Below are 21626 nucleotides of genomic sequence, written 5' to 3'. Positions count from 1 at the left end.
AAAATTTAGCTTAAACTACTTATTAATTATCGCGTTATCATTAATACCTTCTATACTGAAAGTAACTTGATTTAGTGTTTTTTGGTAGGGAAATTAATGTTTTTTTCAAAAGGTAAGCAAAACGAAATAGCCGCTTTAAAAGCCCAGCTGTATCCCTTGGAGCAGGTATGGGAAGGGCTTTACAAAGAAATGCTGGTACTTAATGTACTTTATGATGGACGAATTTCGCATGCTAACGATAACTTTTTAAACGCACTTGGCTATAACGAAGATAATTTAACAAATAATCAGTTAGGCGAATTTATTGCTGAGCAGTCGCGGTTATCACCAGAATACGAAGAACTTGAAAAAGCATTCCAAAAAGAAGGCCACTGGAGTGGTGCCATAGAGTTTATACGCCAAGATGGCAATGCAGAATGGCTAAGGTTAATAGTGCACCCAGTGGTGGGCGAGCAAAACCAGTTATTGTATTTTTCTGTGTTTGGCACTGTGCTTACCAAAACGATTGCGACTTCTCGCGAGCAAAGCGACACAATAAAAGCGATTTATCGCTCTATGGCCGTGATTGAGTTTGATTTAGCGGGCCACGTGTTAACGGCAAACGATCAGTTTTTGTCGGCCATGGGGTACAGTGAATCAGAAATAATAGGTCAACATCACCGAGTGTTTTGTGAAACCGAAGAAGCTAATTCGGCTGAATACCAAGAATTTTGGAGTAAATTAAGGCAAGGCCAATTTATTGCAGATAGGTTTAAGCGGATAGATAAGTATGGCAACGTGATTTGGTTAGAAGCGACTTACAATCCAATATCAAATGATGCGGATCAACTTTATAAAGTAATGAAGTTTGCCACCGTAATTACTGAGCAAGTAAACCGCGAAATTGCTATATCGCAAGCTGCCGAAATTGCCTACGGCACCTCTACAGAAACAGATAAAACCGCAGAGCGTGGTAGTAGCGTGCTACAAGAAACAGTTTCTGTTATGAATGAGTTAGCCGTTAATATGGAGCAAGCCGCTAATGAAATATCGGCACTTGATCAGCAGTCACAACAAATAGCCAGCATAGTGCAAAGTATTAGTAGTATTGCTGAGCAAACCAATTTGCTTGCCCTTAATGCTGCAATAGAGGCTGCGCGTGCAGGAGAGCAAGGGCGCGGCTTTGCTGTAGTAGCTGATGAAGTAAGGCATTTGGCGTCAAGAACATCAAAGGCAACAGAAGAAATTGTGGAAGTTGTGCAGCGTAATCAATCACAAACTCAAAGTACAGTGGCCGTTATTGAGCAAGGTAAAGAAAAAGCCGAGCAAGGTTTAGCGCTTTCTAAAGAGTCAGGTGATGTTATGGCTGAAATTCAAGATGGAGCACAAAAGGTAGTGAATGCGGTGGGGCAATTCACAAGCCAATTAAACTCTAATAGTTGATTGGCTATAGCGCGATAAAAAACAAGCATATACTAAAACCGCGTTCGCGGTTTTTTGCTTTATGGCGTATTTTAAACAATACCCTAGGCGTTTTTTTACACTTAAAACAGCGTTTAAAACTAGCCATATAAACCAAATATGCCCTAGGTAGTGAGGTGTAAGTCAGTTTTTAAATCATGATAAGGGGAAATTAAGCCATACGTTAACAATAGATTAAGTTTCGCCATGTAAACTTTGCGAAAATTTACTATTGCGTACCTCAATACGTTGACGGAATCACTTATTTGCTTAGCTAAAAGCAACATAAATGGAATAGTTATAAAAATGATTAATTGCCCACGTCATTACCCCTTTTCTAAAATATATAAATCTTTGTTTTGTGTATCCCTTATTAGCTCAAGTTCGCTTAGTTTAGCCGATGGTGTTACCTCACAAAACGCTAAAACTCCGCTTAAAAAAAACATGGAAGTAATTGAAGTGCGAGGAATACGCACAAGTATGGCTGAGAATTTAGATGTTAAGCGGATGTCTGGCTCTGTGGTGGATGCAATTACAGCCGAAGATATCGGGAAATTTCCTGACAAAAACGTAGCGGATTCGTTGCAGCGAGTGCCTGGTGTTGTTATTGAACGCGACGGCGGAGAAGGGGCATCGGTTAGTATTCGTGGCTTATCATCTGAGCTTACATTTACTCAGCTTAATGGCAATTTTATAGCGTCATCACCCGGAGAGCCTTCTCGTTCGTTCGATTACACTTTACTGCCCTCTGCCATGATAGAAAGCGTAGAAGTGTATAAATCGCCAGAAGCACGTTTAGATGAAGGCGGAGTGGGTGGCACAGTATTGATGCATAGCCGCAAGCCTTTAAGCATGGAGGCAAACTCAGGTGTATTTAATGTTGAATCCACTTACGCTGATGTAACAAAAGAATACGAGCCGCAATTTACTGGCTTATATTCATGGAAGAATGACGACGACACCTTTGGCGTATTAATGGGTTATACCTATCAAGAGCGTACTAATCGCACATTAACAGGCAGCACCGATGCCAATGTATGGCGTTACACTGGTGGCGGCCAACCTGCTGATATTAATGGAAATGCAGTTGATAACAATAATGGCTGGGATACTATTAATGATGCCAGTGGTAAGAGTTACGATGGCGTGTGGTTTCCGCAGGTAGTACGTGCTTCAGTGCTTAATGAAAAACGTGAGCGTGAAGGTATTCAATTTAGTACGCAGTGGCGACCAACTAACAACTTAGAGCTTGGCTTTAACTACTTTGGGTTTACGCTTGGGCAAGACAGAACTGAATCAGTCATTGATATACCAGAATGGTCACTCAATCCTGATTTTTTAACCGCCGTTACACTTGATCAAACAGGCACTATTGCAACGGGTATGCAATATAATGCCAGTGTTAGCGGTGTTGAAAACGATATGCAGTTTCCGTGGATGCGTGGCAGTTATGTACGCGAAGAGTCTACCTCCGATACGTTTGATTTTAATTTAACCTACGAAGGCGATACCTTTAAAGCACGTTTTGTTATTGGTAACACGCAATCTGAGGGTGGGCCTGAAGAAAGCTGGGAAGCGGCATATAAAAGCTCAAACGCTGGTGAAAACCAAGCCGTTATAGAAAATGCAGCTCAAACAGCTGGCTGGTCAATAGCGCAAGATAATGTATCACTTAATATTGACCCAAATACATTCGCTAACTTGCAAAGTGGTTTGGGCGGCGGCCGTGATGCTGGCTCGTCAAATTCAAGCTTTGTTCGCAGTGAACTCGAGGAAGATTATTATCAGGCCGACATCGACTTTTATGTTGATTGGGGGTTTTTAAAAACCATTAGAACCGGCGCTAAATATCGCCACGCTAACTTACACCGCGAGACCGGCAATACGTTTTTTTTAGACTCTAACTTTGATATTGCTGCAGGTGAAGCAAGTGAGCAAGGTATAACGCAATTTGATAGCTATCAATGGAATGGTGGTATGCCACTGGCCGAGGAGGTGTTTATTAATCAAACCAATATAGTGGGCGGGTTTAACATAAACCAAATGCCCAGCATAGATTGGGATAAATACCGAAATTTAGTAACAAACAACTACACACCTTATACCCGCATAGAAGATAATTTTGTATACGATATTGAAGAAAAAATATCCGCGTTTTACATTCAAGGCGATTTTGAATTGAGTGACATTAGAGGTAATTTAGGTGTGCGCGTAGTACACACTAAAACATTAACCTCTTCTACCGATTTATATACTTATCAACGTGACCACACCAATGATGAAACAGGCGAGCCGGTAACTGGCGATGCGCGCTTTGTAGATGACTATCAGTTGGTTACACAAAAAAACACCGACACTCAAATTATACCAAGCTTTAACATAGCGTGGGATGCCACCGACGATTTAGTGATTAGAGGCGCTATTGCTAAAGTGATGGCGCGACCAGATTACAGCGATTTAGGCTCGCAGCAGCGTATTACGTTTGTATCAAATGAATGGGCAGATGACAGAGCTGCATTTAACGAGCTTGCAGGCTTTAGTGGCAGAGGCGGTAATAAAAATTTAAAACCTTTTGAATCAGTGCAGGCCGATTTATCTATTGAATATTATTACGCCGAGGGCTCAGCATTGGGGCTAGCGCTATTTCATAAAAAGGTTGATAACTTTGTTGTGCCGCTGGTAATAGATATGCAGCAAGAGTTTGCAGGCAAAGAAAATATAGTAGAAAGCGGGGTAATTACCGTTGCGCCATACAGCACCGTGGGTAACGGCACTGATGCGGTATCAAAAGGGGCTGAAGTATTTATTCAACATGCATTTGCAGGCGGTTTTGGCTTTTATGCTAATTACACCTATAACAAAACCAATAAAGCCGATGTAAGTGTAAATGGTGAAGAATTTGGCCAATCGCCATTAATTGGAAGCGCTAAATACCAATACAACACCTCCGCTTATTACGAAGGCGAGTACTTTACTCTTCGCGCGTCGTACAATAAACGCGGCGAAACTGTACTTGGCTTAAACAGTGGTTTAAATGTATACCAAGACCCTTACGAGCAAGTTGATGTAAATGCCGCCATTAATATATCTGATAGCTTAAGTTTAACAGCCTCTGTTATTAATTTAACTAAATCGGAAACTGTTACGCGTTTAGGTAACGATACTGATGCGCGTTTATTAAGTTCAAGTTACTCAGGTAGGCGCTACTACGCGGGTATAAATTATAGTTTTTAGGTAAAAACCCACTATACGTTTTTAGCACACTAACCTTGTTAATAAATAGCATGGCTATTATGATGAAATTATTATAAAAGGATGAAGAAAATAAATTAATGAGCTACCAACCGTTTATAGATGATTCTGCTTCGCTAATCGAATTTACGCGTGTGTATTTAGCGCTTTTTTACACGTTTGTGGCGGGGTTTTACACCGTTAGAATTATTTATAAAAACCGTTCTACGCCTGCGGGTGTTATTTTTCCTGGCGCTAAGTTTTGTACTAGCTGGTGGAATCATATGGCGTTTAAGTTTTTTCGGGCTGCTATATGGTTAGTGTGTGTGCTGCGTGTGTTTGTACCTGTCACCGACAACTACTTAGGTATGTTTAATTCCTTAAATGGGTGGCCAGGTGTTATGTTTGGCAATATTTTGCTCACGGCGGGCTTTGCACTTAGCATGGTGGTGCATTTTCATATGGCGTCACTTTGGCGCTCGGGTATAGATCCAAATGGACCGCAAACGCTTAAAACCACAGGCTTATATAGTTTTTCGCGCAATCCCATGTATGTAGGCGTGGCAACTGCTCAGCTGGGATTCTTTTTAGCCTTACCGAGTGTATTTAGTTTAATTTGCTTGGCCGTGGGCTTAATTGCACTTTATAAACAAATAGTGGTTGAAGAAGCGCATTTAGCAACGCGCTTTAATAGTGACTACCTAAACTACAAGCAAACCGTACCGCGCTGGCTGTAATTATTCGGTGGTGGCTTTTATTTGCAGATGGCTATTTATAAAGTTTTGCTTTGAAAGTGGCTTTGAATATAAATAGCCCTGAATATAGTCACAGCCCAATGCAATTAATTGCGCTTGTTGAGTGGGTGTTTCTACCCCTTCGGCGACCACTTCTACCCCTAAGTTATGCGCCATTGTAATTATGGCTTTAATTAGCGCTATACTGCTACTATTGGCTTCAATATTTTGTATAAACGATTGATCTATTTTAAGTATATCAATGTCTAATTGTTGAAGGTACGCAAGCGATGAGTAGCCAACCCCAAAGTCATCAATGGCAATGTCTATATCAAGCGCGTTAAGCCGCTTTAAATGGTGTTGGATTGCGTTATCTGGGTCCATTAAGCTGTTTTCAGTTATTTCAATTAGAATCGTGTGAGGGGGCAATTTATAAAGTTTGCATGCCTCTACCCATTGTGTAACCCACACACCGTCGCGGTCAATTTCTAAAGGTGAGGTGTTTACACTAATTTGCACCGGTGTATAACTTAGTTTATTAAACTCTACAGCATCACGAACAGCTTGCGATTTAACCCATTCTCCTAGCTCTTTTATTAAGCCATTTTGTTCTGCTACATCAATAAATTCGGCAGGGCCAATAATGCCTTTTTTTGGATGATTCCAACGGATCAGCGCTTCCGCTTTTTTTAGCGTATGTGAATGTGGGTCCCATATTGGTTGATAGTAAAGTTCAAACTGGTTTTTATGCAAGCCGATGCGTATCTCTTCTATAAGACGACGTTTTTCAATAGCGAGCTCTTCCATTTCATAGGAAAAAAATTCGAACCTATTGCGCCCCTTACTTTTTGATAAATACATTGCTTGGTCGGCTCGTTTGATCAACGTTTCTACCGAGTCGCCGTCTTGTGGGAAAAATGCCACGCCCATACTTGCAGTTACCTGAACATGCTCGTTTTTAATAGTTATGGTTCGGGTAAGGCTTTTCATTACATCGTGAGCTATATGGGAGACCGTTGTTGTATCGTTTACCCCTTTAAGTATTAGGGTAAATTCATCACCGCCTAAGCGCGCCACTATATCTTGCTGTTTTAAGCAGCGGCGAAGTCGCTTAGCCACCTCGTGGAGTAATAAATCACCAAAGTCATGGCCTAAGCTATCGTTTACTTCTTTAAAGCCATCTAAATCAATAAAAACCAAAGAAAATTTTTGTTCAGGTGTGCTTACAAGCTGTTGCAGGTGCTCATAAAAATAACGGCGGTTAGGTAGGTCGGTTAAGCCATCTTGATAGGCATATTGATGCAGCTGAACATTGGCATTTTCGAGCTCTTTTGTTCTTCGTTTTACTTGGTTTTCAAGTAGGTTATCCCGCTGCTCTATGGTTTGTAGCATGGTATTAAAACAGCTGGTTAGCTTACCCACTTCGTCCTTTGAAAGCTCTTTAGCTCGTAAACTATAGTCGTTAGATGAGGTTATCTGCTCCGCAGTTTGTGCTAAATATAAAATGGGGTTTAAAAAACGCTTTCTAAGCATTAGCGATACAAGCAAACTTAAAATAAAGCTAAAAATCATTAATACAATAATAAACCGGCCATAAAAAGCGGCTCTGTCGTTGAGGTCACTGTCGTCGGCGCGCACAATTAGCGTACCGTAGCGCTGTGCGTCAATTTTTAGTGGTGTTTTTACTTCTGTAGTGTGCGCAGCTGAGTTTTCTTTATTGTATTTAGGTGATGCAACGCTTGCGAGTTGTTGGCTAAAATTGTCTAGCACTTCTACAGAAACAATGTCGGATCGCATTAATAGCGGCTCAATGAGCTCTTTAATGGCAGCAATATCGTAAAAAATTAAGGCCGTACTTATATTGGGGGCCAATATTTGAGATAGCGATTTTAGGCTTTGCGTTTGTTCTTGTTTTGCGGTTTTTAGCTCATACGCGCTAAAAACAGCAGTTACAGTCGCCGTAGAGATAAGCGCAACACTCATTAAAATAAACAGCAGCTTTTTACTCATTGAGTTAAGCGAGAAGTAGTTTTTCATTATTTACCCCTCAACTACACGTGCTAGGCGAAGCACTTTTGAGCTCATAGTAATGCCTGCTTTTTTGAGCTTGTTTGGGGCAACTTCAAAGCGTACCTTACTACTTGATAGAAAAAATCGAATATGTCCATTTGTGGCTATAAAGCCATCGGTTTCGCCAACTACCATTGTATTTTTTAACTCAAGGGCAGAGTGAGCCTCTAACCATAATTTGTAGGTATTATCGGTAATAAAGACTATATCACAGTCCTCAAGTACGGTTGTCTTAAGGGGGGTGTATTTATTACGTAGGTAGCGATTATGCACTTTGCGATTTTCTAAAGCGGCATTGGCTATGGCTATAAATTGGCTATCGGGGCTACAGATTAAAAAATCGGGTGTGTTTTCTTTAGCTGATTGCCATTGGCCTAATCGGGCAAAGTTATATAAAAAGCCTGCTTTAAGTACATATTCTTTTTGCACAGCAAAGGCGCTTGGGCTTGTACAAAGCCCAAGGCATAAAAATAGGTAAAGCAGTCGATTTAAAAGCTTAAGCATTGGCTCTCTTAAAATGTTGCGCTAACAGAAAACGTGACACACTCGTCTATGTAATTAGGAACCGTAAATGTTTCGCGAGTATTGCCGTATTCAATATGGGCGCCTGCAAATAAGTTTTTGCCTGATACGGCTGTGGCCCAGTTGTTGTTTATTTTCCAGTTCCATGTAAGGTCTACCGCCGTGTAGTTATCTGTATTATAGGTGCTTGAGTTTTCGGCTCTTAATGTAGCAAAAACAGTATGCTGTTCATTCAGATGATAGTTGAGTTTTGTAAATAACTGCCTGTTTATCGAGTCGTAGCCAATAGTGGGGCGCGTTGCATTAGGTAAATCATAATCTATTTTAGTGTAGCTGTAGCCAATTTCGCTGCTTAAGTCGTCTATTAGTTGCATTGAAAATAACAAATCACCGCCGGTGGTGGTGGTTTCACCGAGCGAGACAAAGTCGTAATCTAAGCTTGTTTTTTGCAGTGCCGCAAACGCTTGAGGTATTTGTCCTGAAAGGTAAAAATTTAATGCAGGTATAAATTGTTCTACGTGAGGGTTTAAGCCAATTACGGCAACATCATCTGCTTGCGTATTAAACGCAGAAACATCTAAAGACCAGTCAGCCTTAGATACACGGTAACCTAGCTCGTAGGAGGTATAGTTTTCAGCTTTTACTTTATCGTTCCCATTTAAAAATGTGGCTATATGGTATTCATCTATTTCGGGTACGCCCGATTGCATCCCAATGACGTCTGAAATTTTTTGGCCATTGACTCTAAAGTTATCATTATATTCAATCAGGGTAGGAATACGCACACTTCGAGAAATTGAGCCCCAAGCTAAGTGATCGTGATTTGGTTGATAGGTAAAACGAACTAAAGGTTGGTTTTCCCAGCCGGTTAAATCGTTATGCTCTATTTTTGTACCTACAATGAGGTTTAACGTATCAGGTATAACACTGTATTGTGCTTGTAGCATGGCACCGTATTGATAAAGATTATCTAAGTCTTTATCGCTATTAATAAAAATACTATCTTGGAAAGAAATATTATTAAAGCGATAATTTAGGCCCCAATCTACCTGTAATGCGCCGGCAATAAAGTTCATTTGATAATCAATATCAATCGATTCAAAATCTTCATTTATATAGGGCTGATCGCCTTGCTGTTTAAGCCACGACATTTGCAACATTTGATTTGCATTCTCAGAAAGGCGATGCTCAACACGGGTCATTAAGCGCGTGTCGCGCCTGTCAGCGGTTGTTGGAAACTGCTGGCTACGATTCGACGAATCTAAAACGCCAGTAAGGTTTTGACCGTGCTGCGTGTGAGTATGATCCCCCTGGAAGAGTATTGACCACTCATCGCTTGGCGTAAAATCGGCTCTAAAGCCACCGGAATGTTGCTTAGTAAAGTCATTCGGTTTAATGCGACTGCCTTTTTTAGAAGGTGCAGTATTTTTAGTATTGTAATAGCCCCTGTAACTACCAATATCTGAAATATCGCCGCCATGGCGAAGGCTTATATCTGCATTAATTTGATTACCTGTAATTGCTTTAGCGTATGTGTTGCGTGTATCTATGCTGTTTTTAGTAATGATATTAATAACGCCGTTATTTGCATTATTACCCCATAACAACCCACCCTGACCTCGAATAACTTCAATGCGCTCAATGTCGTATAAGGGCACATGTAATGACTCCCAGTAAACAGCGGCAAATTTCGGCGTATATAAGCTTTGCCCATCTATCATTACCAGTAATTTGCTTGAATAACGAGAAGCAACCCCGCGGGCAGAAATAGCCCATTGATTGTTATCAAGCTGTCTTACGGCAAGTCCTGGCACCATTTTTAACGCCTCAGGAATAGAGGTGGCTCCCGAACTTTCAATTTGCTCTTTGCTTAGTACGTAAATAGACGAGGCTGTATTAAAGGCCGATTGTGCTCGTTTCATTGCAGAGGTGGCCTGCACATCCATTCCCATTAACGCATCAAGGTCTAAGTCATCGTCGTTTAATGGTTCGGCAGCAAGTATTGGTGAGGCAATAATAAGTGAGCACACTAACTTTTTAGGTATTTTCACCTAGGTTTCTCCACAGGATCAAAAATCAAAAACAGGATATATTTTTGTAAAGCATTTGTTACCACAAAATATTAGCATACTTTATATGGCTAAAAGTACACTTAATTGGACTAACAAGTATAAATTGCTTGGTAGCACGTATGTTTAAAATTAGCTCAAAATTATTAAAGTTTTGCAGTTTTAAACACAATGCTTAAAAATTAAATTAAAGGAAGTGTAAATTGGCGGCTGTTTTAAATAATAAGTAAAACGCAGCGCATTTGAGCTCATGTTTTAAAAAGGCAAATTACTTTCTGTTGTCTGGTTCATAGGGGCAAAATAATTTACCCTTAGTATATTAGTCACTTTTATATTAATTGTTTATGAGCCTTCTTTTTTCTATTGCGTTAACAAGCCTTCCTGCTCTACCCGAACCCGTTGCAAACAATGCTGTTGCTAAGGTTACTATTGAAAACCAACGCTATTTTTTAAGCTTTATGGGCCTTGGTAAAAACAAACAACACACTGATGTGCACAATAAGGTGTTTTCACTTAAATTAGGTGAGAACGAATGGCAGCAGCAAGCGAGTGTACCTTCAAGCTTACCCTTAAAAGGGCGTTTAGCCAGTACTGCTGTGGGCTTAGGTGAATACGCTTATATATTTGGTGGTTATACGGTAGATAGCGATCATACTGAAATTTCCAGCCCCGATGTTTACCGCTTTGATATAAAAAGCAATACATATAAACACCTTGCAAGTATGCCAGTACCAGTTGATGACAGCGTAGCGCTAAGTTACAAAGAGCGTTACATATACCTTATTAGCGGTTGGCATAACGATGGCAATGTAAATTTAGTACAAGTATACGATACCCAAACTGACACATGGCAACAGGCATCGCCGTTTTTAGGAGAAGCTGTTTTTGGCCAAGCAGCAGCCATTAGCGGTAATACTATAGTTATTTGCGATGGGGTTAAAACCCAGGCCAACCCAGATTCACGTCGCTCGTTTGCAGGCGTTGCGCAGTGTTTAAAAGGCACTATTAACGCAAGCAATCCGCTAAAAATAGATTGGCGTACTTTGCCGCACCCTACAGGTGAGTCGCATTACCGTATGGCTGCGACTAGCTACAATGGCAATATTTACATGCTGGGTGGCTCTAATAACCCGTATAACTACAACGGTATTGGTTACAATAAAAAGCCCGCTCCGGCGAGCAGCCATGTGTGGCGTTTTAATATAAAGCAAAACTCGTGGCAAGTATTACCTAATGTAGCTGTTGGCAGTATGGATCACCGTGGCTTACTTGAGCACAATGGGTTTTTATACCGTATTGGCGGAATGAACAACCAACAGCAAGTAATAAGTGATGTATTAGGGTACGAGGTAACACAGTGAATACGCTTTATATTACCGGCGCAGGGGTAAGCGCAGCCAGCGGCATACCTACATTTAGAGGGGAAGATGGCTTTTGGACTATAGGCAGTAAAAATTACACCCCCATGGAAATGGCCACGCGAGCTATGTATCAAAATAATCCACGCGAGTTTTTAGCTTGGTATTACAACCGTTTTGCAGCCTATCGGAATCATGGCCCTAATGACGTTCACCATTGGCTTAGCGATAAAAATTTAATTACCCAAAATATAGATGGCCTTGATGGCAAAGCAGGTAACAAAAATTACATTGCTATACACGGCAGGCTCGATCAAATGACATTATTTCATGAGCAAGGCGAAGCAGTTAAACCGCTTATGACCCCGTGGGATAGCGTAGACGAAAGCCGCCTGCATGACTCTCTTTTTGAGCTATTTAATATTCAAAACCAAACACCTGAGCTAAATCATTCATTTAAGCCCTTTGTTTTGTTATTTGATGAATACTACACCGAGCTTTACAGAATAACCGAAGCACAGCAGCGTATGCTCAATGCCGATAAAATTGTATTTATGGGCACTTCATTTAGTGTCAATATCACGCAAATGGCAATTGAAATAGCACGAAATTACGATATACCCGTTGAGGTAGTTGACCCTGAGCCTGCACATATTTTGCACGCTAACGTCACGTATAAAAAAATGAATGCATTAGATTACATTCAATCTAATTAATAAGTGCTATATTTTAAGGGGATTGCTAATGTTTTCTCAAATATTACAATCTCTTTATATAATATTAACGAGTCAATAATGTTATTATTATCCTGATTATAACAATACCAAAGAGACTTGAATGAGCGACTTAACTGCAATAGCAAATTTGTCCATTTTACTTGTAGAACCTTCAGAGGTTCAGCAAAAAATAATAATAAAATCGCTTGTAGAAAGTGGGGTTAAGCAAGTTGAAACAGCGGCTACTCAAGAACAAGTTCTATCTATGCTTGAAAGCTACCACCCAGATTTAGTGATTAGTTCAATGTACTTATCTGACGGTACAGCCGACTCATTGTTGCAAAAAATAAGACTTAATCCTGCCACAGAGCATCAACCTTTTATGCTTATATCGAGCGAGCGTAATAAAAAATACCTTGAGCAATTACGCCAATCGGGTGTGTTGGCTATTTTACCTAAGCCTTTTAGCGCAAAAGCTATTACTCGCGCACTCAAAGCAACCCTCGATATAATAAGCGAAGAAGAAGTAGAGCTTGAACTTTTTGATGTAACGCTACTTCGTGTACTTGTAGTAGACGACAGCCGCTTTGCACGTAAACACATTATACGCGTACTCGCTGGCATGGGTATTCCTGAGCCAGTAGAAGCCGAAAACGGTAAAGAAGCAATCGAGCACCTTAGCGAGCAGTCGTTTGATTTAATTGTTACCGACTACAACATGCCAGAAATGGACGGCCGTGAGCTAACCGAAACAGTACGCGGCTCAAATGCTTACTCGCATATTCCTATTTTAATGGTGAGCTCAGAGGCAAACGACACCCACCTAGCTAATATTGCGCAAGCGGGAGTTGATGCCATTTGTGATAAGCCGTTTGAGCCCGCCACAGTGCGAGAATTACTGTATAAAATAATGTCTTAGTCTTTTTAAAAAACAGCTAACAACAGCGTTGGTTAAATACATAACTACCGCTGTTTTGGCTTATTGGCTAGGCACGCTATACAACTGAAAGGCCACAAAACATAAAATAACCGCAATACAGCTATCAAATATGCGCCATCTAAACGGGGAGCTTAAAACCTTTTTTAATTTTGGTGCAAACAACACCAAGCTACTAAACCAAATAACAGAGGCCACGCAAGCGCCAATAGCAAAATGCAAAGGCGCAGGCTGAAGTGCGCCAATACTGCCAAGTAGTAACACGGTATCTAAATAAACATGTGGATTAAGTAAGCTTATAGCAAGGGCCGCAAGGGCAGTCTTCCACCAGCTCACTTTTATTACCTGAGTTACTTTTAACCCCGATGTGCCTTTAATTGCACTGCGCGCAGCGCCAAATGCTAAGTAAAGTAACATGGCTATACCACCCCACGTTAACCACGGTAATAACCCCGGCAGCCATAGCTTTAATTCATTAGCGGCAAATACACCTACTATAATTAAAGTGGCGTCGCAAAGTATGCAAACTGCAGCTAAAACAAAGCGGTTAGCGCCCGCCATACACTGGCTTAAAATCCAAATATTTTGCGCCCCAATGGCAATAATTAAACTCAGCCCCAGCATAACACCCGACAAAAACGACATACTTTAAATCCACCCAAATAAAACCAGCTATTCAATGCCTTGCAGGGTAGGGGCTATTCTGTTACAAATCCAATGAATATATTTATTGTTATATGCGTAAAACTCATGATTGATTATCAGTTACTCAATGCGCTTAGCGCCGTGATAAGTGAAGGCGGATTTGAAAAGGCCTCAAAAAAATTATTTATTACCCAATCGGCGGTGAGCAGGCGTATTCATCAGCTTGAGGCCAAACTAGGCGAGCCCGTATTAATAAGAACCCAGCCGCCATCGCCCACGGCACTTGGCAAGCGTTTACTTAACCATTTACAGCAAGTATTGCAGTTAGAAGTGGCCCTTAATGTAGAGGCGCTCAACGAGCACACAGATTTAAACACCCCGCTTAGCGTAAAGCTTGCCGCTAATGCGGATTCGCTTGCAACCTGGCTGCCCGAAGCACTCGCTGTGCTTGATACAGAGCTTGCGTGCAAATTACGCTTTGAAGTCATTAGTGAAGATCAATCCATTGCCCATAAAAGAATGAAAGACGGCGAAGTAATGGTGTGTATTAGCTCATCCCCCGAGCCAGTAAATGGCGGGCTTGTAAGCCCGCTTGGCGCCATACGCTATAAAGCCATTGCAAGCCCTGATTTTATAAAACAACATAAGCTTAGTGAGCTTTCGCAATTAGCACATTTACCATGCTTGGTATTTAGTGAGTATGACAAGTTACAACACCAGTTTTTAGCAGATATTAATGGCTCAGCCCCACTGTTTACCCATATTTACCCTTCGTCAGAGGGATTTAAACAAGCCATGATAGCAGGGCTAGGTTATGGGCTATTACCGACCTTACAGCTAGGAGACTCGCTGGTAAAAGGGGAGTTAGTTGATTTATTCCCGGAATATTATATTGATACACCGTTGTATTGGCACTATTGGCAAACCGAAAGCCCGCAGCTTAAAACGTTGCGTAAATTTGCGCTGCAAGTAGCAGGCAAACGGTTAGAGCCTATTAACCCATAAAGGCTAAGTCTGCGTTTATAACTGCCCTAATCTGTATATAAGTAACGCTGTTTTAGCAGTGTTTTTATTTAGAGAGGTTAAATCAGCGGTTTCGTTTTTAGTGTGTGCGCCACTGCCCATTAGGCCAAGGCCATCCAGCGCCATATCAACATGGTTTGCAGCAAACGAAATATCAGCAGCGCCGGCATTACGAGGGTTTGCAGCCACCACTTTGTTATAACCTAAGTCTTGGCTTGCTTGGCTATACAGTGCAAGCAGCTTTTTATTACCCTCGGTAAGCCCCATTGGTGGGTAGCCGTCTTCAAAAATAAGCTCGGCTTGGCTGCCATTTAAGCTTTTAGCCACTATTTGCTGCATCACTTTTTTAGCGCCCTCTACCTGCTTTGGCGAAAGCGCACGTAAATCACCCGCCACATGCACGGTTTGTGCAATTACATTACTTTTACCAAACGCTATGGCTGACGAGTTAGCACTGTTGTAATCGGCATTTGTACCGCCTACAATAAGCCCCGGGTTAAAGGTTAAATTAGGTTGTGTAGCTAGTTGCTCTCTAAAGTCATTTAAAATACGCGACGCCTCGTAAATAGCGCCATAGCCTACACTTTTACTAAATATTTGCGACGAATGTGCAGCATTGGCCGTTACATTTAATGTCCAGCCGGTATAGCCACGGCGCGCCGCCATCGCGGTTTTAATATTGTTATCGCCGTTCTCAAAACCAAGTGCTACATCTGCCCAAATTGCTGCATCAACAATCGCCTTTTTAGATAAACTAAGTGGACGACCGCTGCTTTCTTCATCGCCGGTAAGCAGTACTTTTATGCTCACGTTTTCAAGTAAATTAAGGGCTTGTAAGCTTTTAAGCGCGGTAATTATTATCGTATTACCGCCTTTCATATCGGCAACACCTGGGCCGCTTGCGGTGTGTTCATCAATTTGTTTATAGGTCGTAAAGTTATCGTGTTTGGCAAACACCGTATCAAGATGGCCGATCATCAGTATTTTTATTGCATCGGGATTATTACTCTCATGGGTTGCTAATACATGCCCTGCACGGTTAAACGCACTGCCATCAAGCCATTCAACTTTAAAACCAATGGCTTTGAGCTGCTCGCTTGTAAGCGCGCCTACTTTTTTTACACCTTCAATATTAAGCGAACCGCTATTAATATTTACGGCTTGCTCTATTTCTTTAAGTGCTTGGGGAATGTTTTTATCGACCTGTTTTACTATTTCACGCTCATTTTTATTAAGCGCTGCATGGCTTGTAAGCGGTAGGGTACTAGCAAGTGTAAGGATAAGTGCATGGCTAAATTTTAAAAGTGACATAACAGCCTCATAATTGAAGAAAAGAGTTAGGGCGTGTTTATCTTTGATGGTTGGATTTGCAGCAGTGTGTTTGGTTTTTAGGCAAGGCAGAGCCTATGTAGTGTGGTTACTCCCCATAAATAGGCGATAACGTAGCATAAATGCCAAACATGCGCTGCCCTTCGGGTTCTTTCTAGGGGCGATAAACTCTTTGTTGCTCGGTTTTTACTTAGCCCACTAGGTTACAAACCTCGCGCCGCGATTTAATCACCCCTAAATTGAACAAATTTCAATCCGCAAAGGTCAACACGCCCCAATATGAAGTAAAAATACTGAGGATTCAATAGAAGTAGCTTGTGATTCTTAACTAATTTTATAAGCAATAACGGGTTACAAGTTTACGGGTTAATGGGTATATGCGTTATTGATTTAAACACAGGTGTTTAAAATAAAACCTCTTAACTAATAACCAGCCTGTATAGCTAAACAACAGTTAGTCTGATATTACTGAACTCCACCATTTTGGGGTTTTGCTGCATTTAGAAAGGTAAAGCGAAGCTAACTATTTGTTTACACGTGTTTATCTTATAGCTAGGATGAAAATAGTATAAAATAGGGACATTCGGTACTTTGTAAAATGACAAATGTCGTAGACTAAATTGTTAGGGTTAAAATTAGGCAATGAAATGGACTGAACCTTGGATTAAATCAATCCAAAATCAAGAGAAATACAGCCTCATTTCAAAGGGGCTGTTAATTAGTTGCTTATTATGGACGCTGTTTTTTGTTTTTTTGGCCGCAATAAGTCTGCTGACTAAAGATGACTTTATCCATCACGTAACTAAAATTATTTGGATTGCGCCTGTGGGAGGTTTCATTTTAGCTTGGGTCTTGTATACGATTACTTGGCTGTCACCAGTTAAAATTGACTCAGGCCCCAAAGGCCTTGTTAGAATTAAAGCGGATAACATTACTTTGATACCTTGGGAACTGATCTCTTCATACAGGTTTATTTTAAAAGGCATCGTTTTTAAGTTTACTGATGATAGTGAAATTACATTCTTATTACCTGAAAAAATGGATCGAAATTCAATATCTAAGGAACTCAAAGCACACTCAATCAAACAAGATGTTTTGTAACCCATACAAGTTGCTTAAACGGACAAAAAACAGTTGGTTTTTGCTCGTTCATCAAATATTTTAGCTCGTATGTCTTTGCGCCTTATTTAGAAATTTGCTACCACGACAAAGTAATGCACAGCATCCTGTACATGTGATAATTTTCCAGCTAAACTTGTCCTATATAATGTACAAGTGAGGTGCGAAATGAGAATAGTCTCTTTTACCGAAGCCCGAAATAGTCTAAAAACCGTTTTGGATAATGTAATTAATGATGCAGATACGACAGTAATAACTCGTCGTGACACTGAAGATGCGGTTGTAATGTCATTAGATTACTACAACAGCCTTATGGAAACTGTTCATTTACTTCGCTCTCCAGCGAACGCTGAACATTTAAACCGTTCAATTGCGCAGTATAAAGCGGGCAAAACGACTCCACGAGAACTTATTGATGAGTAACAGGTTATTATCATGGACTGATGAAGCTTGGAATAGTTACGTCTACTGGCAGACTCAAGATAAGAAAACCTTGAAACGTATAAATAAGCTAATTGTCGATGTTAAGCGTTCTCCATTTGATGGGATTGGAAAACCGGAACCCCTTAAAGAAAATCTTTCAGGCTTTTGGTCTCGCAGAATAGATGATACAAATCGTTTGGTATATGCCGTGGATGATACAGCAATTACAGTTATCTCGTGCCGTTACCATTACTAAATAAACAAGATAAATAAACACGCAAATAAACAAGACACCCATCTTAAATTCTTCATTCTATCCAGCCAGTATTTATCAAAAACAATCGTCAGGTTTAACGCATTAGCATTAAACCTGACAGCCCGAACTCAACCAATTAACGTTTTAATTAGTCGGCATTAAATAGATTTCGCGTACACTGTTGCGCTGATTTGCTTCTATGGCAAACAGTACCGCATCGGCTACGTCTTGCGGGTCGAGCTTATCGGGCTTAGCTTCATCAAAAAATGGGGTGTTTACCATGCCAGGGGCTATGGTTGTGCAGCGGCCATTCCACTCGCTCATTTCCTCAGCTAAGTTTTGGCCAAACCCGTAAGCAAACCATTTAGTTGCACCGTAAATAGAGCCTTTAATTGGCTTACGGCCAGCAGCTGAGCTGGTTAATATAAAATGACCTTTGTTTTGGCGTAAATGGGGCAAGGTTGCTTTTGCGGTCCAAAGTAGGGCTTTAATGTTTATGTCTATCATGGTTGACCATTCATCGGGGTCGCCTTTTTCGGTGCCTGCGGTTGAAACGCCCATACCTGCATTGGCAAATGCGGCATCTAGTCGGCCAAATTTTTCGAGCCCTTTTGTTACTACATTTTCAAGCTCGGTAAAGTCGGTGGCATCTGCAGGTACACTCAGTGCGTTATCTTCACCTAATGACTCAACTTGTTTAGCTAATTTATCTTCACTTCTGGCGGTAAGAATGACTTTGTGACCGTTATTAACCAATGTTTTGGCCGTTGCTTCACCAATGCCACTTGAGGCACCTGTAATGAGGACTACTTTTTCTTTCGCCATGATTATTTCTCCTATGTTTACATATTCAAAATGATAAGAACGCTTTATCTAATACGTGCTGTTCACTGTAACAGTACTGGGTTAACAGGGGTTGAATGAAGAGGCTGTTTATCTTTTTAGGTTGAATTTTCAGCGCTCACTATTAGGGGGCTTTAGACATAAAGTTGCTTAATTTACAAATGATGACACTTTTTAATTGGCTGATTTTTAATCGTTTTTTACCTAGTGTGGTATATAAAAGATCACCTAGCGACTTATATACATAGTAGGTTAAATTAACTCGGTTGCTTCAATAATAGCGTCAATAACACACTTTATACGTTTGGGGCGGCTGCTTATTTGAGGGTATAAAATATATACATCTTTTGTCTCTATTTGGTAGCTATTAAACAAACTGACTAGAGTCCCTTTTTCTAGCTCTTTTTGCACCATATAACGAGGTAAACGCGCTATACCTTTATGTGCTAGGCACGCTTTTTTTAACACTTCGTTGTCTGATGACATTAATTTACCTTGTAACTGAATATTTATAGCTAATTGCTCTTTATAAAATGTCCATTCTCTCCAATGCGAGAGTACTAAGCATGGAAAGTCTGTTAACTGATCAGGTGTGACCGGGGAGTTATTTAGTGCAATAAACTCCGGTGAAGCACAGCATACGTATTTTACTTGGCCTATTTTTTTGGCAATCATATCTTCAGGTGGGGCGTTACATATTCTGACTGCAAAATCGTAATCATCAGCAATTAGGTTGTGAGTAGGGTTTCCGGTGTCAAGACAGATAGAAAGGCCGTTATGCTTATTCATAACGTCAGATAAAATAGGCCATAAGCTATATTGAGCAAGCCCCACAGGTGCTGTACATTTTACTTCACCTGCTATTGAGTCTTCGTTGTTATTTAACAACGTTTGAGTATCGGACCAAAATCGGGTTAATTTACTCGATTGTTCAAAAAGAACTTCTCCAGCAGATGTTAGTCGCATAGTGCGCGTATTCCTCACTAATAGTTGTTTTTCTAGCTGGGCTTCTAGTTGCTTTATTTGTTTTGATAAATACCCCTTCGAAACGCCTAAACTAAGCGCTGCTTTTGAGTAACTACCTTGCTTAACTACTTCAGCAAATAGGCGTACATCATCTAATTTCATAATAGTGCTTATGTGGTTTATATAAAAACATTATCAGTTATTGTTTTTATATGTAAACAGTGATTTTGTTTTTAGGCGGTTGTTCTCGTTTTTAAATACTCGACAATAGTGCCACTTTTACTCAACAGAGATCATTAATGGTACTTAAAAATATAATATTAAATAAAGCGTATGCTTTTACTTTTTTTGTTTCGTTGTTATTTTTAAACGGATGCAATACCGTGCAACCACAAGATAAATTGCATGCTTATGAACCCCAACCGTATGTAGAGTTGACTCATCCTCAGTGGAGTAAAAATGCCACTATTTATGAGGTTAACATTCGTCAGTATACGCCCGAAGGTACTTTTAACGCGTTTGCCTCGCACTTACCTCGATTAAAAGACTTAGGCGTAGATATACTGTGGTTAATGCCAATTCAACCCATAGGTGAAAAAAATCGCAAAGGTGAACGAGGCAGTTACTACGCTGTAAAGGATTACCAAGCCGTTAACCCAGAGTTTGGCACTATGGATGAGTTTAAGTCGCTAGTTGAGCAAGCACATGAACTTGGCATGTACGTCATACTTGATTGGGTGGCTAATCATTCTGCGTGGGATAACCCCCTCACAATAAATAACCCTGAGTGGTACACAAAAGATCACAACGGGAGTTTTCAGCCTACCCCATGGTGGGATTGGACCGATATTATTGATTTTGATTACGAAAACCCACAGCTGCGTAAATACATGACTGACTCATTAATTTATTGGGTTAAAGAAGCAAACATTGATGGTTATCGTGCAGATGTGGCTGGGTTTATTCCTACCAACTTTTGGGACACTGTTCGCTTTGAGCTCGATAAAATAAAACCTGTTTTTATGCTTGCAGAATGGGATGCAAGAGACTTACATAAAAAAGCGTTTGATATGACCTATGCATGGGAGCTTCACGATACATTAGTAGATGTAAATAAAGGTCATGGCGATGCATCAACAGTATATTCTCACTTTGCGCATGCGTTAAGTGCTTGGCCTGATAATGCAATTAAAATGAATTTTGTTGATAACCACGATAAAAATTCGTGGGAGGAGTCTATGTTTGCGCGCCATGGTAAATACCTAAATGCGGGTATTGTATTAACAGTAACAGCAGAGGGAATGCCACTTATTTACAGTGGCCAAGAAGCTGGGTTGGACAGGCCATTGGCATTTTTTGAAAAAGATGAGATCACTTGGAAGGCGCACCCAGTGGGTGATTTATACAAACAATTATTTAAACTAAAGCATAAAAATCAGGCGCTTTGGAACGGTAATTGGGGTGGTAAAATGATTCCTGTGCCTAATAACAACAGTAAGGCTATTTTTTCTTTTGCTCGCCAAAAAGCTGAAGACAAAGTATTTGTAGTCATTAATTTTTCAGATAAAGCGCAAAGTGTCTCTTTTAATGAAACAATTCAATTAGGTGAATACACCGAATATTTTTCAAATAAGGCCACAGTTATAAATGCAGACACTCAGCTATTTGTACCTGCGTATGGCTATAAGGTATTTGTAAAATAAGCGTGCAGTTTTAAAAATATTTTTTATAACTGACGCCACCCGTTTTCCACTTTAAATAGCCATACTACGACCGCAATTGCGCATGGTTAGAGTTTGGCTATTCGCTATTTTAAAATCAAAGTTGAGGGATCTTCTATGAGTGCAGATGTTGCATCGGCATCTAATCAGTTAAACAAAGCGGCTATTTTATTAGTGTTAGCGCTAGGTACATTTATTTTAGGATTATCAGAGTTTTCAATGAT

The 21626-nt window shown here is 40.5% G+C and carries 18 protein-coding genes; 11 read left to right on the top strand and 7 right to left on the bottom strand.

The genetic code is table 11. The annotated features are described in order from the left end of the window. The first annotated feature begins 96 nt into the window (after positions 1-96). From AN391_RS14645 to AN391_RS14635, 3 genes are all read left to right on the top strand, one after another. Complete coding sequence (locus AN391_RS14645) at positions 97-1422, top strand: PAS domain-containing methyl-accepting chemotaxis protein (protein WP_055016088.1); 1326 nt, start codon at positions 97-99, stop codon at positions 1420-1422. A 324-nt stretch (positions 1423-1746) separates the two neighbouring features. Further along, a complete protein-coding gene (locus tag AN391_RS14640; RefSeq protein ID WP_055016087.1) occupies positions 1747-4674 on the top strand; it encodes a TonB-dependent receptor in 2928 nt (975 codons plus the stop codon). A 98-nt stretch (positions 4675-4772) separates the two neighbouring features. Next, positions 4773-5408, top strand: coding sequence for an isoprenylcysteine carboxylmethyltransferase family protein (locus tag AN391_RS14635; RefSeq protein ID WP_055016086.1), 636 nt, complete (start codon positions 4773-4775; stop codon positions 5406-5408). On the opposite strand, the gene AN391_RS14630 is transcribed toward AN391_RS14635, so the two are convergent. From AN391_RS14630 to AN391_RS14620, 3 genes are read right to left on the bottom strand one after another with little or no spacing between them, the layout of a single operon-like run. Continuing rightward, a complete protein-coding gene (locus AN391_RS14630; protein ID WP_055016085.1) occupies positions 5409-7442 on the bottom strand; it encodes an EAL domain-containing protein in 2034 nt (677 codons plus the stop codon). A 3-nt stretch (positions 7443-7445) separates the two neighbouring features. Continuing rightward, positions 7446-7979, bottom strand: coding sequence for a YfiR family protein (locus AN391_RS14625; protein WP_055016084.1), 534 nt, complete (start codon positions 7977-7979; stop codon positions 7446-7448). Positions 7980-7987: 8 nt separating this feature from the next. Then, positions 7988-10048, bottom strand: a complete 2061-nt coding sequence (locus tag AN391_RS14620) for a TonB-dependent siderophore receptor (protein WP_055016083.1) — start codon at positions 10046-10048, stop codon at positions 7988-7990. Between the two features lie 362 nt (positions 10049-10410). Between AN391_RS14620 and AN391_RS14615 the strand changes: the two genes are divergently transcribed. The 3 genes from AN391_RS14615 (at position 10411) to AN391_RS14605 (ending at position 13059) form a co-directional block, all read left to right on the top strand. Next, on the top strand, positions 10411-11427 hold the full coding sequence (locus AN391_RS14615; protein WP_055016082.1) for a kelch repeat-containing protein: 1017 nt from the start codon (positions 10411-10413) through the stop codon (positions 11425-11427). Then, positions 11424-12140, top strand: coding sequence for a Sir2 family NAD-dependent protein deacetylase (locus tag AN391_RS14610; protein ID WP_055016081.1), 717 nt, complete (start codon positions 11424-11426; stop codon positions 12138-12140). Before AN391_RS14615 ends, AN391_RS14610 begins: the two co-directional genes overlap by 4 nt. Positions 12141-12261: 121 nt before the next feature. Further along, the gene (locus tag AN391_RS14605) at positions 12262-13059 is read left to right on the top strand and encodes a response regulator (RefSeq protein WP_055016080.1); all 798 of its coding nucleotides are present in this window, start codon (positions 12262-12264) and stop codon (positions 13057-13059) included. A 60-nt stretch (positions 13060-13119) separates the two neighbouring features. Here AN391_RS14605 and AN391_RS14600 read toward each other — a convergent pair whose 3' ends face one another. After that, positions 13120-13722, bottom strand: a complete 603-nt coding sequence (locus tag AN391_RS14600) for a LysE/ArgO family amino acid transporter (protein WP_055016079.1) — start codon at positions 13720-13722, stop codon at positions 13120-13122. Between the two features lie 105 nt (positions 13723-13827). Between AN391_RS14600 and AN391_RS14595 the strand changes: the two genes are divergently transcribed. Then, entirely contained in the window at positions 13828-14727 is a 900-nt protein-coding gene (locus AN391_RS14595) for a LysR family transcriptional regulator ArgP (RefSeq protein ID WP_055016122.1), read from the top strand. A 15-nt stretch (positions 14728-14742) separates the two neighbouring features. Here the strand turns inward: AN391_RS14595 and AN391_RS14590 are convergent, their stop codons facing one another. Beyond that, entirely contained in the window at positions 14743-16056 is a 1314-nt protein-coding gene (locus tag AN391_RS14590; RefSeq protein WP_055016078.1) for a M20/M25/M40 family metallo-hydrolase, read from the bottom strand. 660 nt (positions 16057-16716) lie between these two features. On the opposite strand from AN391_RS14590, the gene AN391_RS14585 reads away from it, so the two are divergent. The 3 genes from AN391_RS14585 to AN391_RS14575 all read left to right on the top strand — a co-directional run bounded on the left by AN391_RS14585 (position 16717) and on the right by AN391_RS14575 (position 17872). Next, the gene (locus AN391_RS14585) at positions 16717-17175 is read left to right on the top strand and encodes a hypothetical protein (RefSeq protein ID WP_055016077.1); all 459 of its coding nucleotides are present in this window, start codon (positions 16717-16719) and stop codon (positions 17173-17175) included. A gap of 186 nt (positions 17176-17361) precedes the next feature. After that, positions 17362-17616 (top strand): type II toxin-antitoxin system Phd/YefM family antitoxin, encoded by a 255-nt coding sequence (locus AN391_RS14580; RefSeq protein WP_055016076.1) that lies wholly within the window; start codon positions 17362-17364, stop codon positions 17614-17616. Continuing rightward, complete coding sequence (locus AN391_RS14575) at positions 17609-17872, top strand: Txe/YoeB family addiction module toxin (protein WP_004587014.1); 264 nt, start codon at positions 17609-17611, stop codon at positions 17870-17872. Before AN391_RS14580 ends, AN391_RS14575 begins: the two co-directional genes overlap by 8 nt. Positions 17873-18016: 144 nt before the next feature. Here AN391_RS14575 and AN391_RS14570 read toward each other — a convergent pair whose 3' ends face one another. Both AN391_RS14570 and AN391_RS14565 read right to left on the bottom strand, forming a co-directional pair. After that, positions 18017-18697 (bottom strand): SDR family oxidoreductase, encoded by a 681-nt coding sequence (locus tag AN391_RS14570; protein WP_055016075.1) that lies wholly within the window; start codon positions 18695-18697, stop codon positions 18017-18019. A gap of 270 nt (positions 18698-18967) precedes the next feature. Next, positions 18968-19843, bottom strand: a complete 876-nt coding sequence (locus AN391_RS14565) for a LysR family transcriptional regulator (RefSeq protein ID WP_055016074.1) — start codon at positions 19841-19843, stop codon at positions 18968-18970. 221 nt (positions 19844-20064) lie between these two features. Between AN391_RS14565 and AN391_RS14560 the strand changes: the two genes are divergently transcribed. Next, a complete protein-coding gene (locus AN391_RS14560) occupies positions 20065-21384 on the top strand; it encodes an alpha-amylase family glycosyl hydrolase (RefSeq protein ID WP_235576491.1) in 1320 nt (439 codons plus the stop codon). Positions 21385-21626: the final 242 nt, after the last annotated feature.

The sequence above is a fragment of the Pseudoalteromonas sp. P1-13-1a genome (assembly GCF_001401875.1).
GTDB lineage: Bacteria > Pseudomonadota > Gammaproteobacteria > Enterobacterales > Alteromonadaceae > Pseudoalteromonas.
Note: the sequence above shows the minus strand (reverse complement) of the source record. Positions and strands in the feature narration are given on the sequence as shown.

What these genes read in the sequence shown, in the direction of transcription:
- AN391_RS14635 (WP_055016086.1), top strand. Translation starts at nt 4,773, where the DNA reads ATGAGCTACCAACCGTTTATAGATGATTCTGCTTCGCTAATCGAATTT.
- AN391_RS14580 (WP_055016076.1), top strand. Translation starts at nt 17,362, where the DNA reads ATGAGAATAGTCTCTTTTACCGAAGCCCGAAATAGTCTAAAAACCGTT.
- AN391_RS14575 (WP_004587014.1), top strand. Translation starts at nt 17,609, where the DNA reads ATGAGTAACAGGTTATTATCATGGACTGATGAAGCTTGGAATAGTTAC.
- AN391_RS14615 (WP_055016082.1), top strand. Translation starts at nt 10,411, where the DNA reads ATGAGCCTTCTTTTTTCTATTGCGTTAACAAGCCTTCCTGCTCTACCC.
- AN391_RS14645 (WP_055016088.1), top strand. Translation starts at nt 97, where the DNA reads ATGTTTTTTTCAAAAGGTAAGCAAAACGAAATAGCCGCTTTAAAAGCC.
- AN391_RS14605 (WP_055016080.1), top strand. Translation starts at nt 12,262, where the DNA reads ATGAGCGACTTAACTGCAATAGCAAATTTGTCCATTTTACTTGTAGAA.
- AN391_RS14585 (WP_055016077.1), top strand. Translation starts at nt 16,717, where the DNA reads ATGAAATGGACTGAACCTTGGATTAAATCAATCCAAAATCAAGAGAAA.
- AN391_RS14590 (WP_055016078.1), bottom strand. Translation starts at nt 16,056, where the DNA reads ATGTCACTTTTAAAATTTAGCCATGCACTTATCCTTACACTTGCTAGT.
- AN391_RS14630 (WP_055016085.1), bottom strand. Translation starts at nt 7,442, where the DNA reads ATGAAAAACTACTTCTCGCTTAACTCAATGAGTAAAAAGCTGCTGTTT.
- AN391_RS14640 (WP_055016087.1), top strand. Translation starts at nt 1,747, where the DNA reads ATGATTAATTGCCCACGTCATTACCCCTTTTCTAAAATATATAAATCT.
- AN391_RS14565 (WP_055016074.1), bottom strand. Translation starts at nt 19,843, where the DNA reads ATGAAATTAGATGATGTACGCCTATTTGCTGAAGTAGTTAAGCAAGGT.
- AN391_RS14625 (WP_055016084.1), bottom strand. Translation starts at nt 7,979, where the DNA reads ATGCTTAAGCTTTTAAATCGACTGCTTTACCTATTTTTATGCCTTGGG.
- AN391_RS14595 (WP_055016122.1), top strand. Translation starts at nt 13,828, where the DNA reads ATGATTGATTATCAGTTACTCAATGCGCTTAGCGCCGTGATAAGTGAA.
- AN391_RS14600 (WP_055016079.1), bottom strand. Translation starts at nt 13,722, where the DNA reads ATGTCGTTTTTGTCGGGTGTTATGCTGGGGCTGAGTTTAATTATTGCC.
- AN391_RS14570 (WP_055016075.1), bottom strand. Translation starts at nt 18,697, where the DNA reads ATGGCGAAAGAAAAAGTAGTCCTCATTACAGGTGCCTCAAGTGGCATT.